The organism is Lysinibacillus sp. NPDC097195, assembly GCF_044762075.1.
Lineage (GTDB): Bacteria > Bacillota > Bacilli > Bacillales_A > Planococcaceae > Lysinibacillus.
In genome coordinates this window covers 19,781-35,250 of the sequence record NZ_JBIWDP010000011.1, presented here as the reverse complement: position 1 = coordinate 35,250, position 15,470 = coordinate 19,781, and the positions used below count along the sequence as shown (strand labels likewise).

Annotated in this window: 16 protein-coding genes; 6 read left to right on the top strand and 10 right to left on the bottom strand. The window is 32.2% G+C overall.

The genetic code is table 11. The features are described 5' to 3' along the window. Positions 1-143: 143 nt before the first annotated feature. A complete protein-coding gene (locus ACIQXI_RS21705; protein WP_402928569.1) occupies positions 144-1,412 on the bottom strand; it encodes a tetratricopeptide repeat protein in 1,269 nt (422 codons plus the stop codon). A gap of 391 nt (positions 1,413-1,803) precedes the next feature. On the opposite strand from ACIQXI_RS21705, the gene ACIQXI_RS21700 reads away from it, so the two are divergent. The 3 genes from ACIQXI_RS21700 to ACIQXI_RS21690 all read left to right on the top strand — a co-directional run bounded on the left by ACIQXI_RS21700 (position 1,804) and on the right by ACIQXI_RS21690 (position 5,239). Then, the gene (locus ACIQXI_RS21700) at positions 1,804-3,114 is read left to right on the top strand and encodes an ATP-grasp domain-containing protein (protein WP_402928567.1); all 1,311 of its coding nucleotides are present in this window, start codon (positions 1,804-1,806) and stop codon (positions 3,112-3,114) included. After that, positions 3,107-4,342, top strand: a complete 1,236-nt coding sequence (locus ACIQXI_RS21695) for an MFS transporter (RefSeq protein WP_402928565.1) — start codon at positions 3,107-3,109, stop codon at positions 4,340-4,342. Before ACIQXI_RS21700 ends, ACIQXI_RS21695 begins: the two co-directional genes overlap by 8 nt. Before the next feature lie 132 nt (positions 4,343-4,474). Then, positions 4,475-5,239 (top strand): TIGR01457 family HAD-type hydrolase, encoded by a 765-nt coding sequence (locus ACIQXI_RS21690; RefSeq protein ID WP_402928564.1) that lies wholly within the window; start codon positions 4,475-4,477, stop codon positions 5,237-5,239. Between the two features lie 582 nt (positions 5,240-5,821). On the opposite strand, the gene ACIQXI_RS21685 is transcribed toward ACIQXI_RS21690, so the two are convergent. Continuing rightward, positions 5,822-6,382, bottom strand: coding sequence for a recombinase family protein (locus ACIQXI_RS21685; RefSeq protein ID WP_402928562.1), 561 nt, complete (start codon positions 6,380-6,382; stop codon positions 5,822-5,824). A 345-nt stretch (positions 6,383-6,727) separates the two neighbouring features. Between ACIQXI_RS21685 and ACIQXI_RS21680 the strand changes: the two genes are divergently transcribed. Beyond that, a complete protein-coding gene (locus ACIQXI_RS21680; RefSeq protein ID WP_402928560.1) occupies positions 6,728-7,342 on the top strand; it encodes a hypothetical protein in 615 nt (204 codons plus the stop codon). Positions 7,343-7,432: 90 nt separating this feature from the next. On the opposite strand, the gene ACIQXI_RS21675 is transcribed toward ACIQXI_RS21680, so the two are convergent. The 5 genes from ACIQXI_RS21675 to ACIQXI_RS21655 form a co-directional block, all read right to left on the bottom strand. Further along, entirely contained in the window at positions 7,433-7,714 is a 282-nt protein-coding gene (locus ACIQXI_RS21675) for a hypothetical protein (RefSeq protein ID WP_402928558.1), read from the bottom strand. Between the two features lie 498 nt (positions 7,715-8,212). Next, positions 8,213-8,515 carry a hypothetical protein gene (locus tag ACIQXI_RS21670; protein WP_402928556.1) on the bottom strand — a complete coding sequence of 101 codons (303 nt, stop codon included), beginning with the start codon at positions 8,513-8,515 and terminating at the stop codon, positions 8,213-8,215. A gap of 124 nt (positions 8,516-8,639) precedes the next feature. After that, positions 8,640-9,023 (bottom strand): hypothetical protein, encoded by a 384-nt coding sequence (locus ACIQXI_RS21665; protein ID WP_402928553.1) that lies wholly within the window; start codon positions 9,021-9,023, stop codon positions 8,640-8,642. An 826-nt stretch (positions 9,024-9,849) separates the two neighbouring features. Next, positions 9,850-10,404 carry a hypothetical protein gene (locus tag ACIQXI_RS21660; protein ID WP_402928551.1) on the bottom strand — a complete coding sequence of 185 codons (555 nt, stop codon included), beginning with the start codon at positions 10,402-10,404 and terminating at the stop codon, positions 9,850-9,852. 166 nt (positions 10,405-10,570) lie between these two features. Further along, positions 10,571-10,894 (bottom strand): hypothetical protein, encoded by a 324-nt coding sequence (locus ACIQXI_RS21655; RefSeq protein WP_402928549.1) that lies wholly within the window; start codon positions 10,892-10,894, stop codon positions 10,571-10,573. Between the two features lie 115 nt (positions 10,895-11,009). Here ACIQXI_RS21655 and ACIQXI_RS21650 point away from each other — a divergent pair, with 115 nt between their 5' ends. Both ACIQXI_RS21650 and ACIQXI_RS21645 read left to right on the top strand, forming a co-directional pair. Then, positions 11,010-11,177 (top strand): helix-turn-helix domain-containing protein, encoded by a 168-nt coding sequence (locus tag ACIQXI_RS21650; RefSeq protein WP_402928547.1) that lies wholly within the window; start codon positions 11,010-11,012, stop codon positions 11,175-11,177. Between the two features lie 396 nt (positions 11,178-11,573). Next, positions 11,574-12,197 carry a hypothetical protein gene (locus ACIQXI_RS21645; RefSeq protein ID WP_402928545.1) on the top strand — a complete coding sequence of 208 codons (624 nt, stop codon included), beginning with the start codon at positions 11,574-11,576 and terminating at the stop codon, positions 12,195-12,197. 190 nt (positions 12,198-12,387) lie between these two features. On the opposite strand, the gene ACIQXI_RS21640 is transcribed toward ACIQXI_RS21645, so the two are convergent. The 3 genes from ACIQXI_RS21640 to ACIQXI_RS21630 all read right to left on the bottom strand — a co-directional run bounded on the left by ACIQXI_RS21640 (position 12,388) and on the right by ACIQXI_RS21630 (position 14,925). Next, complete coding sequence (locus ACIQXI_RS21640) at positions 12,388-12,732, bottom strand: hypothetical protein (RefSeq protein WP_402928543.1); 345 nt, start codon at positions 12,730-12,732, stop codon at positions 12,388-12,390. Between the two features lie 151 nt (positions 12,733-12,883). Further along, positions 12,884-13,291: a hypothetical protein gene (locus tag ACIQXI_RS21635; RefSeq protein WP_402928541.1), complete on the bottom strand. Its 408-nt coding sequence runs from the start codon at positions 13,289-13,291 to the stop codon at positions 12,884-12,886. An 80-nt stretch (positions 13,292-13,371) separates the two neighbouring features. Further along, complete coding sequence (locus ACIQXI_RS21630; protein WP_402928539.1) at positions 13,372-14,925, bottom strand: primase C-terminal domain-containing protein; 1,554 nt, start codon at positions 14,923-14,925, stop codon at positions 13,372-13,374. Between the last annotated feature and the right edge of the window lie 545 nt (positions 14,926-15,470).

Genomic DNA, 15,470 nt, shown 5'->3' with positions numbered 1-15,470 from the left:
AACTGAATTAATATCAGGTACTTCCCCATCATATACGTAGCCTTGACCAACTGAATTAATATCAGGTACTTCTTCATCATTTACGTAATCTTGGCTAGTAGTCATAATCCCAAATAATAGACAAAATAAGATAATAGACTTTTTCATATTTTTCCGCCTTTCAATTTATATTTTAGATTTAGTGCTTTTTTAAAATACATTGAAGACAACTTATATTTCCGATCTGCATAATATGCTTCTCCAATTATTGTATTTAAATATTGCGCTTCATGAAAAAAGTTATTACTCTCAAAAAAATCAGATGATTTTAATGATTTATTTAAAAAAGCATCGACATTTCCTCGAGATAAGGCAATAGAAGCTTGATAAGATTCTATTATGTTTAATTCATAAGGATTTTTTATATTTTTAAGGGTTTTATATATTAAATCCTCAGCTAGATCATATTGTTGCCTTTTTATATAAAAACGTATTAAACAACTATATGTTATAAAGGTAGACATTTTAGTTTGCGTTTTAAATTGAATAGCATTTTGATAATTTAACAAAGCAGCATCAAAATTATTTAGATCTTCATATATTAAACCAAGGTTGTGATATGTTGTTCCCGTTAATGTGGGTAATTTCATGTTTTTGGCAATATTTAAAGCCTTATTTAATTGTTCTAATGCTTCATCAAAAAGGTGCTGTTCCCTATAAATTACTGATATAAAATTATAAATTTCACCAACTTTTAACCAATTGAGTGTGTTTAAGTAATTTTCTAAAGTTTTTTTTGCATAGGAGAGAGCCTGATAATAATTGGTCATTTTAAAATGTATTAATGCTAAGTTGTATTGAAGAGCAGGCTTTAATTCCTTATCAAAATTAATCTCCATAAGCTTTGAGAAATATATACTACTTAATGAAAATTTATTTTCTCTAAATAATTTAAGGCCCAAATAATAGTATAAATATTCTTTTAATGGGGACTCAAAACTCTCTTCATGATTCATTAAATACTTAAGAGGAACCTTCAAATACTTGTTATCAATGTGACGAGCATTAGTTAAATCACTATTTTTATAATAAAATGAAGCCACAAGTAGATAATAACTAATTTCTAATTTTAAATTATTGATAGGAGTTGGTATAGATTTTAATTCTTCTTCTACGGCTTCATTCTTCAGCACTATTTTCTTAAAAATTCTTTTTAGTATTGCTTCTAATTCAAAATTAGGCTCACTATATGAAAGTAAATAATTAGGCGAGACATTCAATCTCTCAGCAATCAATTCAATAGTTTCCTTCCCAGCCATATATCTACATGATTCTAAATTGCTTAGATGGCTAACTGATGTAATTCCATGACATAATTCTTTTTGGGATAGTTGTTTACTCTTTCTTAACGAAGCTATTCTTAATCCTATCAAATAATCACCTCAAAATTATAGAAATATTTCCCTATCATAAGATAATAATAAACATTAACTAATTAATTTACAAATTTTTATACATCAAACAAAATTTACATAAAATATGTGATAAAAACATGGATATTTTTAAAAATTTTGTATTATAGGTAATTTATTTACAAATATTATTGCTTAACTTATGATTATTTACAGTAGGAGGTGATACATATGAAACGTAACGCAGAGATTTTAAATCCGACAGTTTCCAAAGCGGATAATGCAGAAATCCTAAATCCGACAGTTTCCAAAGCGGATAACGCAGAAATCAATTAAGGTTAATAGAAAGCATTTAATATGTGTGGAAAGTTATTTAACTTTTCACACATATTACATTTCAGGAGGTATTTCTATGGAGCAATTAAATATACTTACTTCTAATGCAGGGGCTCTTTGCTCATATGGCTTTATTAGAAGCTTAGAGAAAATCTCTTCAAAAATAGTCCTATTTTACCAACAAGAAAAACCAACTATACTAGCATATTCTAAGTTCATTAACAAGTCTTACCATGTTAAGATTCCAAATGAGGGTTGGGAAAAAGGAGAATTCATAAAAGAAAATAGCCCTGAAGAAGAAATATTCATACAGAAGATATTGGATATTTGCTATTCAGAAAATATAAATATAGTAATACCATCTACGGATAAAGAAATGTTCATACTTTCGAAAAACAAAGAGAGGTTTACCAAAAAAGATATTATTATCTTGGTATCTGATTTTGTATCTATAGAAAAAGCGACAGATAAATATAATTTGATCTTAGCAGCAAAAGCAACAGGATTTCCATACCCAGAGTCCTACCTGCCTAATAGTATGGCTGATGCAATAGAAAAGGCAGAAATCATAGGATATCCTTTAATTATTAAACCTACTACTGGTGAAGGTGCAAGAGGAGTTCAAATTATAAATAACCATGATGAATTAAAAGCGAAAGTACAGGAATTGAATGAAAAGTATGGGTGGCCTATTATTCAAGAATATATTGCTGGGGATATAGAACCTTCTATAAATTTGATTATTGACAATAACGGTAATCCAGTTTTTCATTATTCATTAAAAAAATTGCGCTATGTAGCTGCCTCAAGATCGACCTGTATAGAAATTATGGATCCATTACCAGAAACTCAAAGGGCCATTAAGTTAGTACAACATCTTGGATTAAAAGGCTTTATTGGCATACAAACAAAATATGATATTAAAACACAACAACATAAGATAATTGAAATTAATGCTCGTTGGGGTGCAAATACTGCAATTTTATTGAGAGTTGCAGAAAAATTAGATGTTAATCCTATTTTGTTAAATATAAAAGCTTTTCAAGAAACTGAAAGTACATTACCTCTTCAAACTCTTAAACCTGGATTTATTGGTATTTCATTAATAGAAGACTTACTAGCCATTAGAAAATATTTTAGTATGAAGTCTAATATAGCTCAACAAAGATTAGATAATCCTCTACCTAATTTTTCAGAATTATTAAACTCTTATAGATATAGTTATTTTCGAAAAGATAAAACATTTGATTATTTCACAAGAGCTATTTTAGATGATACTAAAATGGCGTTTAGTGCTTATAAAAGATTAATAAAAATGGCTGTTAAAGATCAAGGAATGTTTGTTCCATGGGGAGGGATAGAAAGAAGGGTTAATAACAATGGATAGCAATATACTGAAATACAGAGTTATTTGGATAGGTGTTTTAATCTCTAACCTTTGTTTTACATTAATACTCCCATTTATCCCGTTGTATTTAATTAACCTAGGGATTAAGGAAAATATTGAAGTTTGGTCAAGTTTCATAGTAATAGCAAGTTATATAGGTGCTACAATATCTTCACCAATTTGGGGAGCGCTATCAGATAAATTTGGTCATAAAACGATGATTGTACGTGCAGGCTTAGCAAATGGAATTATATACATATTATGTGCGTTTGTTCAAGGACCTGTGCAATTAATTATTTTGAGGGTACTTTATGGTTTAAATAGTGGTTTCATGCCCGCAGCAAATGCTATTGTTACTGAAATGTCAAGTAAAGAAGACGTAGGGAAACGTATAAGTTCATTACAAAATGCGGTTCTTGGTGGTCAACTATTAGGTCCCTTAGCAGGCGGTATTTTAAGTAGTTTAACTACTATTTCAATGTCTTTTTTTATTGCAGGATTAGCGATGGTATTAAATACAATAATGATAATTATTCTAATAGAAAATTCTAAAAAAAATTACAATAAAAACACCAGTAAGAAATCAATCAAAAAATACATTACAGGATCTTTTGAATATCCAGAATTAAAAAATTTTTTATTTATAGTTTTTTTATTTCAAGTCACTGCAGGAATGATTTTCCCCATACTCTCAACCTATATTATGGATATCAAAATAGAACATATATTTAGAATACTGACTACATATCTCTTTAAGGATGATATGTATTCATTCTTAACAGGATTAATATTTAGTATTCCTGGGATACTGGCATTCTTTGCAATAAAAAGATGGAGTAATAGGGGGGAGAAAAAGGGGTATTATTCCAATCTAAAAGTAGGACTATTAATGACCTCCATTTGTTTCTTCTTTACTCCTATACTTCCTAGCTTTCTTTTTCTAATAGTCTTGAGAGGCGTACAGGGGATTTTTTCTGCGAGTATCATACCAGCACTTAGTACATTAATGGCACAAAATGTAGGTGAAGAAAACCGAGGGACTGCCTTCTCTTTGTTCAATAGCATTCGTTCATTAGGTTCAATAGTTGGACCTCTTTTAGGTGGGGGAATTGCTTTTTTAGTAGGAAATTACGGAGTCTTTATAGGTGGGGGAATTATCCTATTCATAGCGTTTATGTTTACTCTTATAACACAAAAAAAGAAAATTGACGAGTTAGCTTCTGAGTAACAGAAAGGCACTATTTCTATTGTAGCATTTCAACACTACCGAAAATTTTTATAAAAGGTGCTACTATAATTCCAGATAAAATGCTAATTGTAGTCTATCGATAATATAATTTTGTTGGAAAGTAGGAACAAGATGTATAAAGGATATTTAATTGATTTAGATGGTACAACTTATCGTGGAACAGAAGTCATTCAGGCAACGTTAGAGTTTATAAATAAACTCCATCACAAAAAAATTCCTTATTTGTTTTTAACAAACAATTCGACAAAAACACCACAAATGGTTGCTCAAGTATTAAAAGCATTTGGATACCCAGTTACTGAAGAACAGATTTATACATCTTCACTTGCGACTGCTCAGTATGTTTATGAACAAAATCCTAATGCAAAAATTTATATGATTGGTGAAATTGGTCTTCGTCAAGCATTAACTGAGCAGGGGCTAACTCTTGTTGAACATGGTGAGAAAGCCGATTATGTTGTATTTGGACTTGATCGCGAAATTAATTATGAAAAATATGTCCAAGCTTGCTTAGCAATCTATAATGGAGCAACTTTTATTGTAACGAATGGGGACAGAGCTCTTCCCACTGAGCAAGGGTTGCTTCCAGGAAATGGGGCCACAGCATCCGTTATTAGCGTTTCGACAGGTGTAGAACCCATTTTTATCGGGAAACCGCATAGTACCATTATGGAAAAGGCTTTGGATTTAATAGATATTCCCCAAAATGATGTTGCTATAATTGGTGATAATTATTTTACTGATATCTTAGCAGGGATTCATGCCAAGATTCCAACCATTTACATTGAAGGTGGTTTCTCGAAACGAGAGGATGTTTTGACTTATGAAACACAACCAACTCATGTATTGAAAGATTTATCGGAATTGAAAATTTAAAAACTTCAAATGTTAGAAAAACTATAATTATGATAATAGAGAAACATGTAGTTGAACGCAGAAACCTTCTAATTTGTAAAAAGACGTAATAATGAAAAAATAAATTAGAAACAAGGGGGAAGGTTTCACCTTCCCCCTTGCCTTAGCTTAGAAGCTCAATTTAAAAGCTTCAAGATTCGAGCATAAAAAAGACACCTTCAATGTCTGATATAAATTTTAAATTATAGATAAACTATTTCCTCAAGCAATTGCAGCAATATTTTCTCTCCTTTGGACTTAGGACCAGATTTCCGTTGGCACATGGCTTGTTTTACTTGTTATTTCTCTAGTGACTACACAAGACATTTGATACTTATACAATATAACCTGGTCATTTACGACATTGATGTCTATGGGGTCTTAATCCTCTATTCTCAGTTCTCTTAGAAGCTCCATTGGAATAGCGATTCATCCAAGATTCGAAAGAGACAATATTAATGAAAAAGTACTTATTGATGAGGATTGATAAGTTGTTTAAATTAAATTAGGGGACTAGTCTTCAAGATACGGTGTCAGGGACAGTTAAAGACTGAATTACCCACTTCAATATTTTATAGTAATTTTTCTTTTTGCACGTATTAACGTACTTTTAGAGATCCCAGTCATGTTCTCAACTTCTTTGTATGAGTGGCTTTCTAGTAACTCTAAAGCATGTTCTATTTGTTTTTGGCTATACTTATTCGGTCTACCTTCTCTAAAATCGTCACGTTGCCTTGCGATGGCTTTTCCTTCTTGTGTACGTTCTACAATCATATCTCTTTCAAACTCTGCAAAAGCAAAAAAGATATTCTTAATAAGCTTAGACGCTGGGGTGTTATCCATGTAACCCATATTTAAGATGTGAACAGCTATCCCACTATCAATTAGCTGTTTTACTAATTCACTTCCTTGTGAGGCTGAACGTGCGATACGGTCTAGTTTTGTTACAACCAATGTGTCACCTTCTTTTAATACCTGTAGTAACTCATTGAATTGAGGTCTATCTGTCTTAGTACCTGTAAATTTTTCTTGATAAATCTTGTCACAACTAGCACCTTCTAATGCTTGTAATTGTACTTCTAAATCTTGTGAAGCTGTTGACACCCTTGCATAGCCGTATTTCATTATGTATTAGCCCCTTTTTAGCGTCTTACTTATGACAGTAAGTTTTGACACCTGCCTATACATTGATAATACAGGACATGGTTATCGGTATCAATTCTTTTAAGTTTTGACACAAAAATGAAATACAAAAAAAACTTAAAACATTGCCATGACAATGTTTTAAGTTTTTTATAGTGTCACTAAACTTTTATTTGGAATATTTGCGCTATATTTTGCATCATATCTTTTTGGCGAGATATCTTATCTCTAAAATATTATTTAGGTGTATTTTTGAAACAAATCTAAATTTATCACGTATATACATATTAAGTAAGGTTAATTCACCTAGAAAAGGAGGGGAATAGTATGCAAATGCTCTATTCACAGTTTAATAAACACAGAAATCGTATTACAGTTTTAACTGAAGCACTATTTACAATATCTATGACAGTACTAATTTTTATAAGTCACAGTAGTAGTCAGGATTTTGTGGGAACACATCTGTTTAAGCTTTTCGCCTCGCTTTTTATGGTATTTGGTTTATTATCGTATTCATTAAAGAATCAATCGGGAATTCAATTATGGGAAGATATAGTTGTCAGACTGTTTACTATTTTAATACCAGTGATTATTATTGGGAAATTTACAAATGTAGTCGATGTTAGTGGAGTATATCCCGTAATTTATTTGGTAGTAATTATTACTCTACACCTTTTTATTAATAGGAAAAGTAATTGGAATATACATGGTGAAATTAAAAAATGCTCATCAAGAGAGTACCTTTTAGAGAAATACGGTAGGACTGTTTCTATAGTACCGAATACACTTATGTTTATAGCTCTACTTGTCCCAGGTGTATTCAATTTCCCTGTATGGGGATTTGTAACTTCGCTTGTTGTTGCATTCGCAATTGAACATATCCTAGTATTTATATTGGAAGTAAAATACGCCACGTCAAATCATGCCAATCAAGAATCCTAATCGCTAACCAGAAAAGGGTAGCTTTTTGAGCTACCCTTTTCTGGTGCATTAAATTAACAAGGTTCAGTTGTTCCCCTGGTTATAATTTATTTATATATCAAAAATGCTTTTTTGATTTGAATTTTCAAATGAAGCTATTTCTTCAAGTTCTCTAGTTTGCTCTAATGTTAAATTATTATTATAAGGATTTTCTTGCTGCCACTCATCATGCTTTCTTTCTTCATAATGTTTATCTAAAAAATTATCGATCCCACCTTCTCTTGACACCTCCCTCGCAGCTAAAAAAGGATCACTGAGTTTTATAGGTGTACCGTCTTTTTTAAAAGCCTTTTCACTATAACGGTTAATTCCATAATCACACTTTTGAAACATTCTAACCCCTCCAATTTGGACATATTTTATCAACTTGCTTTTATAAAAACAATTATTTCCTATTGCGCATAATTCAAATATTAGAAAATACCTACATTTTCTTTTCGTTTTTTTCAATCGTATTCCTAAAAAAGGTATGGCTATAGCCATACCTTTTTAAATCAATTTAATTATATCTTTTAATTTCTAAACTTATCTCTAGAATCATATCTACATTTTCTATAATTATCTCTATAATTTCTTAAATCATATCTACAATTTTTATAATTATTTTCGTTCATCTCAGCACACCTCTACTACTTTTTATTTTTCCCATTACTTAAAGTTCCTTCTTTTGCTATTTCCTACTCTTATTATCTCTATAAATTTCTCAAATTATATTTACACATGATCTTTTTTCCGTTATTTTTCATTAATCTTAAAACTTATACTTATAATTAATCTTAAACTTATACTTATAATTAACCTTAAACTTATACTTTTATTATTTTCCGTGACTTAGAGTTTCTTGCGAATGATAATTTCTAAACCTAAGCCGTTAAGGATGCGTAAAAGTGTATCAATATTGTAATTTTCAGCACTTGTTACACGAATAATTTGCGGATGTTTCATATCAATTTTTTTTGCTAGCTTTCTAATAGATATGTCCTGTTCTTCTACGGCATCAATGATTTTTTCACTGATGTACTGCTTAGGTTTAGCGAGCACGTTAAAATCTGAATCGACAGGAAGTTCTTTAAGAAAATTGCGAGTTTTACCCGTAATTTCTGTTTTATTAGTAATCCCGTTTTCTTCGATCATAATTGTTTGCCGCCTTCCCAGTGTTTTTTTATGAATCCTAAGATCCCCCTAAAAAATTAACTTTTTTATCGTTAGAGTTTTACATTCAATCAAGACGTCTATAAATCGTTTAGTGAAGGCCGAGTTAAACTCGGATTCCTTCACTTATAGCGATTTGATATGCCTTTTCTTTATCTTGTTGGCGAATTTTTTTTGTTGTTTTAAAAAAGATGTGAAGCAAAGCATAAGTGGCTGGTCGTTTCCCCTCCGAAATTTTAACCGCCAAAATTCTCCACTCTCTTCTAGAAGTAGTTTTTCCTTTAATCTCGATAATATTTTCGTACTTTTTCCCTTCCAAGTAATCCACTTTAAAATACGGAGTATGTACACCGTGCTCATCGAATGGTAGAAGTTTACTAATTATTTTATCCAAAGTAACTAAATCTGATGCAAGAAACTTTTCCAAGGTTTCATTTGCTTCTTCGCTTACAACAAGATTAGAAAAGCCGTCTAATTGAAGTAACCCCATTTAGACACTCCCTTTCTAACTTTATACTAACTTAATAGAATGGTAACATAAAAGTTACCACCCTGCAAGTTAGACAGCTATTTATTTGTAAAGGTCGTAAGAATCAAAATGTTCCACTCGCACGTTCACAGCTTCTTTGACCCGTAAACCTAGTCCGCGCATCAAATCAACAGCTTTTTTGACCTCTAGGGAGCAATTTCCACGAATTAATTAGCGCAAATGAATTTGCTAGCAAATCCGAATGTACAGCAAATCGCTGCAAGCATCTTTCGATTGTTACTCTGGCCATCATGTTGTGATCGCTATTTTTTTAATTAATCATCTTCCTGATTATTCTCTTTCTCCTCCTTTTTTGGACGCAAAAAAAAGCACGCCCTTTTAACCCTCGTTGTGGTTAATGACCTACTTATCCTCTGAAATATTCACTTTTGTTTTGTATCAGCCAATTGCTAAAGGGGTGTACTCTCCCAAAACACAAAATAATCCTCAATAATCTTTTTTATTATCCAATACAGGGCATACTTCACCCTACCCATAGTCTGCAACAATTCAATGATTACTGATTCAGTAAGCCCAAAGGCTTGTCGTTGTTCATTCACCGTTCTCACCGTTTGGTTGGAACAAAAAAATAAAAATAATAGTTATAGTATTAGTATACTAGATTAATAAGAAGAATTGAAGAGATTATCAAGAGTTTTAGGAAATGTAATGCTTCTGAGACGCTTCGAAATTTAATTAAACGTATAATCCTCTTACTCGATTGCTCTCATGAAGTTCAAAACAAAAAGAAAAATCCAAATTTTAACATGTAGCTCTCTAAACCGTTTTATTTTGTTACAAATTGCTCTATGTATAGCTCTGCAATTTCATCTAGTATATTCGGTCGAATCCATTTCACATTTTTTTCATTTTGCACGATGTTCTGAAGTACACCATTTTTTACAACTATATGCATTTTTTCAGAAAAGTAACGCTCTGTATTCTTTTGAGGAGAATATCTATAAGCTGCTACACTTAAATGACGAACAATTTTTGCGCGTACTTCGTCATTACTCAATCCTTCATCATTTTTAAAAGCCTTATAATATTTTGGATACACTCTTTTTGGAATTATTACCCTTTCAAACAATTCTACTCGTTGTTTCATCACACTCTTAAGTATATTTTTATGTACCTTTTTCAGTACTTTCCGTTGGTGTCCAGGCAACCTATCTTCAGCAACATATTTAGAAAAAACAGCTATTGTTGTTTCTCCTTCATTTCTACCCTCTACTTCAACTACATCCCCTCGTACTAACCCTTTAATATCCGTTTTAAATAAATACTTCTTTTTATCATACGCCCCGCCAATAAAAGCAAAAGAAACTAATGCGTAAGCCATCCCTATTCCACCCCTTTTTTATACATATATTTATTTCCTCTATTATAACCTGCGACTATATAAAAAAAAGCAGCTCTAGTGTTTGAGCTACTTCTTTTTAGTGATATTTTTTACTTTATGGGAAATATTCCTAATTACCTTGTCGTTTTCGATTTGAGCAATCATTTTAATTAGTTCTGTTTTCATCGCGAAAATCTCTTTTTGCAGCATCCATAGATACACTGACCATTTGATCTAATTCGCAAAGTTTATCAGATATTACTTTAAGATTATCTTCGACGATTTGAGAAAATACATCGTTACGATTATATTCCCAAATTACAATCAGTTGGGTATCTTTATCATTGCGAATGTTAATTTTTCCAAAATAATCATGAACTACTTCTTGTTGAATGTAACGAGCCTTCTCAAGTGCAATTTCAATTTCTACTAAAGTACTTGAAATATCCCAAAGCTGTGAGTAGTGATCCGAATATTGTTGTTGTCCCAAATTTTTATGTATTATAAGTACATAAAAATTTACATACTAGTCAACAACAAAGTATACATTTTGTTTATAAAAGTGTATAGAAAATATATATAAATGTAATTTAGGGGGAATTATTATGTCATTTAGCTATAAACCACTATTCAAAACAATGATTGATAAAAATGTAACTAGGGAACAAATGAAAATTGAATTGAAGCTTTCGCCTACGACTATGGCCAAACTTTCAAAAGGCGAAAATATTTCTTTAACTGTACTAGATAAAATGTGTTCTTATTTAAATTGATTGCGAAATTGAAGATATAATTTCTCACAATAAATCAAAATAAATTGACTTAATTCTTAAGTTAAAATAAGCCAACATTACGTTAACTTAAACCCAATTGATAAGAAAAGTGAAGATGCACAATGTGCATCTTCACTTTTCTTTCTTTTCAACTTTAGCTTTTTGCTTTACTGGAAAACCATATTTCTTTGAATGTTCACGTACTCCTGCAGCATGTTCTTCCTTTGATTTTTTTTTATTTTTAGTCTCCATTTCAACCAATCACCTCACATTAAAGCATGACCAAAATATATAAATATTAAACGCATTTCTTCTCCCCTATCTTCATAGCTTGGTAGTATCCCATGTACAGTTCCCCAGTGTACATAAGGTTACATCCGAAATGGAGGTAATATGATGGTTACAAAAGGGCAAAGAAAAGTTCGTAGCGACGCAAAGAAGGATGTTAAGCCTATACTCCCTATCCATTTAAAAGATGCCATTTACAGGCTATCCTACATTACAAACACACCTATCATGCACGTGTCTGAACAACTATTTTTACATAGTATTAGTGATATCAAAATCAATGAAGCCGTCTCAGTATATTTTCAGCGTGAAGTAAGAATAAATAATACCCTTCACCGAGGATCTTTATCGAACAGGACTGTTACAAAACGAACAAAGCAAGGTCAATCTGAACGTATTCATTTTCGAGTGACAAAAGAAACTTACGAAATACTAGCAGTCTTTGCATATGCTTTAAGTTGCAGCCATGCAAGAGCATGCGCCATGCTACTCGAGGAATGCTTTCGCGATGCAGATTTTATAAGTAACTACGTAGAAAAGCATTTGGAGAATAATTTAAACAATAGTCGTATGAAAGAATTACGGGAGTTTATGCGGTATGTAAATAATGGCGAAGATGTACATTCGTGGGCTTCTTTATTGTCCTATATTACAGACGAGGTAAAAAAACCATTTAACGCAACTAAGGATTTGGTAAATGAATTCATCATCCATCATTGGAAAAATGACTAAAATCGTTCTTTCTCTATAGTTAACCTATTTAGAATAAGTACACATGGTTGCACGCTTATAGTAGTATTTAACATGAGAAAACAAAAAAACAAGGGTATTTTGAAAATTAAGTACTCATATAGAACACATTGTACAATGATAAAAAAGAAGAACCCATATAATTATCGAGTCCGTCTTTCTATAACATCGGTTAATCTTTAAAGTATAAATTAAGTAGCTGATTAATTAATTCTGATTTCTGGCCCTTCTCTTTTAAAACATTAAAACGTTTATAATTTTTAGGAGTTAGATACACAGTTACTTGTTTGTTAGTTTCTTTCTTCTTACTAAATTGCATCTTAGCTTTTAAATCTGCCATAGAATCAATATTAGTTTCATAATCAAATTCATTATTAACCACATCTTTATCGTTGAAGTCAATGTTGAAGTTAATGTTATCATTAACTTCAACATTGACATTACCATTAGGATTTAATAGATCTGTAATACTTTTACTCGTTGGTAAAGCTGTATTTTTAGGCTCTCTAGGTGTCATTTAATTTCCTCCCATAAATCAAAGTATTCTTTTACTTGATCTGTTCCAAACGCTGTGGTGCTTGACCATCTATAAAACGACCGCCTTTTGTAATACCAGTCCCTTTATAGATGGTCAAACACACAAAATGTTCTACTCGTACATTCACAGCTTATTTGACTCGCAAACCCAGTTCCTGCATTAAATCAACAGCCTTTTGAACCTCATTCGAGGAATTTACAAGAATTAATTCCACCTCATTCTCCATATAAGAACGATTTTTGACGTCTGACTCTATTAATAAAGTTTCTAAGCGTTTTTCTAAACAAAACCTCCCAAACGTAGCTAAATCATCTCCAAATCTCTTAAAACGCTCTACAAACCCCTTTTCTAGCAACCGAAGGTAAGTTTCGACGATTTTATGACCTTGAGAAACTCCCTTCTCGCTCAAATAATCAAGGTAAGACTCGTAGTACCTTTCGATCAACTCGTTAAAAGATTTCACACCATAATCGCTGAATGAACACAACTTATTCCAACCTTCCTTGCATCGCAGTTCAATTAACCTATTCTTACACACTTCACGCCCCCAAAAAAATAATTAACAAGACGTACTCACAAGGAAATAAGAAATATGTAATGGCAGAGTGGAGTATTTAATTAGCCGGTGTACATCATCGTTTCGGTCATGGTTAATTGTTCAGTGGTTGACTGTATTTGCCTCATTTTTTGTACATATTTTACGAGTTTTGTGTAGCCTGCGATTGGTGCTAGTAATGCCAGGTGTTCTTCTACCATTGTTCTGTTTATGTCAGCAAAGCGTGCGCCTACATCCTTTTTAAGCCAGATGATGTAGGCAATATATTGTTCGACTGTTGTCCAGCCTGTTTTGGCATTGCGTCCTCTGCCTGCTGTTGTTTTTAATATTTTTTTAGATTGCTTTAGGAGTTTATTTAGGGAGCTGCTTGCGATGCCGATTTCATGACACAGCTCTTTTTGTGTACGCCAAATAAACGGTTCAGAAACTTGTTTTTCTGCCGCAATCCATTTGCTAATATCTTCTTCCCATTCGTCAAAATGGCTACGCTCGCGGTCTTCACGTGCTTTTTTATGCTTGTACCAAACAGATCGACCAAATGAGATAGGCATGTCCATTTTAGTAGATGCATATAATGCTAGTAGCTGCTCTACGTATTCTTTTTTTGGTCCGTGGTAGCGCCCTGAGTATGCTGATTCCAGTATTTTATAGATGTCCTGGGGCTTCAATGGTGCGCGTAATTTTGAGTTGTATTCATCGAGTAGGTCATAGGTATAGGCTTGATCACGTCCATCTTGATAGCACACTAAAGCAAGCGTAAATAACAAGTTATTTCGCCCGATTTGTCCTTTTTCACCCTGTACGTCCGTCGTTTGAATTAGCTGATAAAACCAGTCTGCATTTAATAGTGAAGGGCTAACTGTTTTTTGTGGCACCACAAATAACCCGCGTCCGCGGTCTGCATCTAGGCGTTGTGACCAAGCGATTAATGTTGCTGGGTCGTATGTAGCGAGCTCGTTAAACCATTGTACATTTTGATGGTTTGGCATGCGGAAAAAGCCAAAGTCATTGCAGTACATGTCTGCTTCGATACTTGCTAGGCTGCGTTTTAAGTTTTCCGAGATGCGTTTGGCCACTTTCAAACTAAGAAACTTGCTTTTGTTTGAGATAAACATTGGCTCTGTTAAGACAAAGTACACCTGATAACCTCTGTCTGTTTCTAAGATAAGTGTTGGCTCACCGATGCTTTCATCAATGCATGCGAGCAGAATCTCATTTACGCTGTAGTTTTTTGTATCGATGTCAATAATAAATGTGTTGATTTGTTGTAGGTTTTCTTCTTCGAAACCTTTAATCATTTTACGTTTATCGTCCGTGTAGCTGTAGCGACGAAATATGTTAGGTGTGAAGTGTGAGATGCAATCAGCTTGCTCGATTAGCGTTTCTTTTGAGGTAATGATGTAACCTTTTACACCACCCTCAAAGTGACTTTTATCGCGCACAGCAAAGATAGCCCCTTTTTTGTGGAGCTTGTCTTTCTCTTTTGCTTGTCGTTGTTCTTGTAAGTGTGTTCTTGATGATTTTGGGTTGTATGTAAGTAAACCTTCATGCAAAACTATATCTAAAATACGTGTAAGCTTGTCTCTTTTGTGCTCCGAAAACGCAAAAATAGCCATCAGCAATTCCTCCATTTTATATGAGTGAACGTTGACAGCTAAAAAAGAGTCACTAAAAAACATGCTAAAATGAATTTTCAACGGTTTTTATATTGAAAATACGATTTTACATTGATATAATCAGTACATCTTATATTTAAGAAATACATAACTAATGTGTTGGAGCACAAAGTTATGTTTAACTAGCTGGCGTTCACTTGTAATTTTTGTCAGTTAGGTTTAAAAAGTTGAAGTCATTCCAGTCCTGCCAAAGACTTTAGGAATGGCTTCTTTTATTTTGCCTTAATACTTAATTACATAGAATTATAGAGCTTAGAAAACGCTGATGCAATAGCTTTTTCAGCGTTTTTTTATACGCATATATACATATACTTATATATAAATATATAAGTATATGTATATATGCGTATATTTATATATAAGTATACCTGTATATTCATATACACTATGTAATCCCCTTTATAAAGCACTTTTTGAAATACAAATATATACATATATCAATATATAAACATACTGATATATGTATATATTTATATATGTATATA

Bases quoted from the DNA above. Each gene is read 5' to 3' on its own strand.
- ACIQXI_RS21700 (WP_402928567.1), top strand. From the start codon at position 1,804: ATGGAGCAATTAAATATACTTACTTCTAATGCAGGGGCTCTTTGCTCA.
- ACIQXI_RS21695 (WP_402928565.1), top strand. From the start codon at position 3,107: ATGGATAGCAATATACTGAAATACAGAGTTATTTGGATAGGTGTTTTA.
- ACIQXI_RS21690 (WP_402928564.1), top strand. From the start codon at position 4,475: ATGTATAAAGGATATTTAATTGATTTAGATGGTACAACTTATCGTGGA.
- ACIQXI_RS21685 (WP_402928562.1), bottom strand. From the start codon at position 6,382: ATGAAATACGGCTATGCAAGGGTGTCAACAGCTTCACAAGATTTAGAA.
- ACIQXI_RS21680 (WP_402928560.1), top strand. From the start codon at position 6,728: ATGCAAATGCTCTATTCACAGTTTAATAAACACAGAAATCGTATTACA.
- ACIQXI_RS21675 (WP_402928558.1), bottom strand. From the start codon at position 7,714: ATGTTTCAAAAGTGTGATTATGGAATTAACCGTTATAGTGAAAAGGCT.
- ACIQXI_RS21670 (WP_402928556.1), bottom strand. From the start codon at position 8,515: ATGATCGAAGAAAACGGGATTACTAATAAAACAGAAATTACGGGTAAA.
- ACIQXI_RS21665 (WP_402928553.1), bottom strand. From the start codon at position 9,023: ATGGGGTTACTTCAATTAGACGGCTTTTCTAATCTTGTTGTAAGCGAA.
- ACIQXI_RS21660 (WP_402928551.1), bottom strand. From the start codon at position 10,404: ATGGCTTACGCATTAGTTTCTTTTGCTTTTATTGGCGGGGCGTATGAT.
- ACIQXI_RS21650 (WP_402928547.1), top strand. From the start codon at position 11,010: ATGTCATTTAGCTATAAACCACTATTCAAAACAATGATTGATAAAAAT.
- ACIQXI_RS21645 (WP_402928545.1), top strand. From the start codon at position 11,574: ATGGTTACAAAAGGGCAAAGAAAAGTTCGTAGCGACGCAAAGAAGGAT.
- ACIQXI_RS21640 (WP_402928543.1), bottom strand. From the start codon at position 12,732: ATGACACCTAGAGAGCCTAAAAATACAGCTTTACCAACGAGTAAAAGT.
- ACIQXI_RS21630 (WP_402928539.1), bottom strand. From the start codon at position 14,925: ATGGCTATTTTTGCGTTTTCGGAGCACAAAAGAGACAAGCTTACACGT.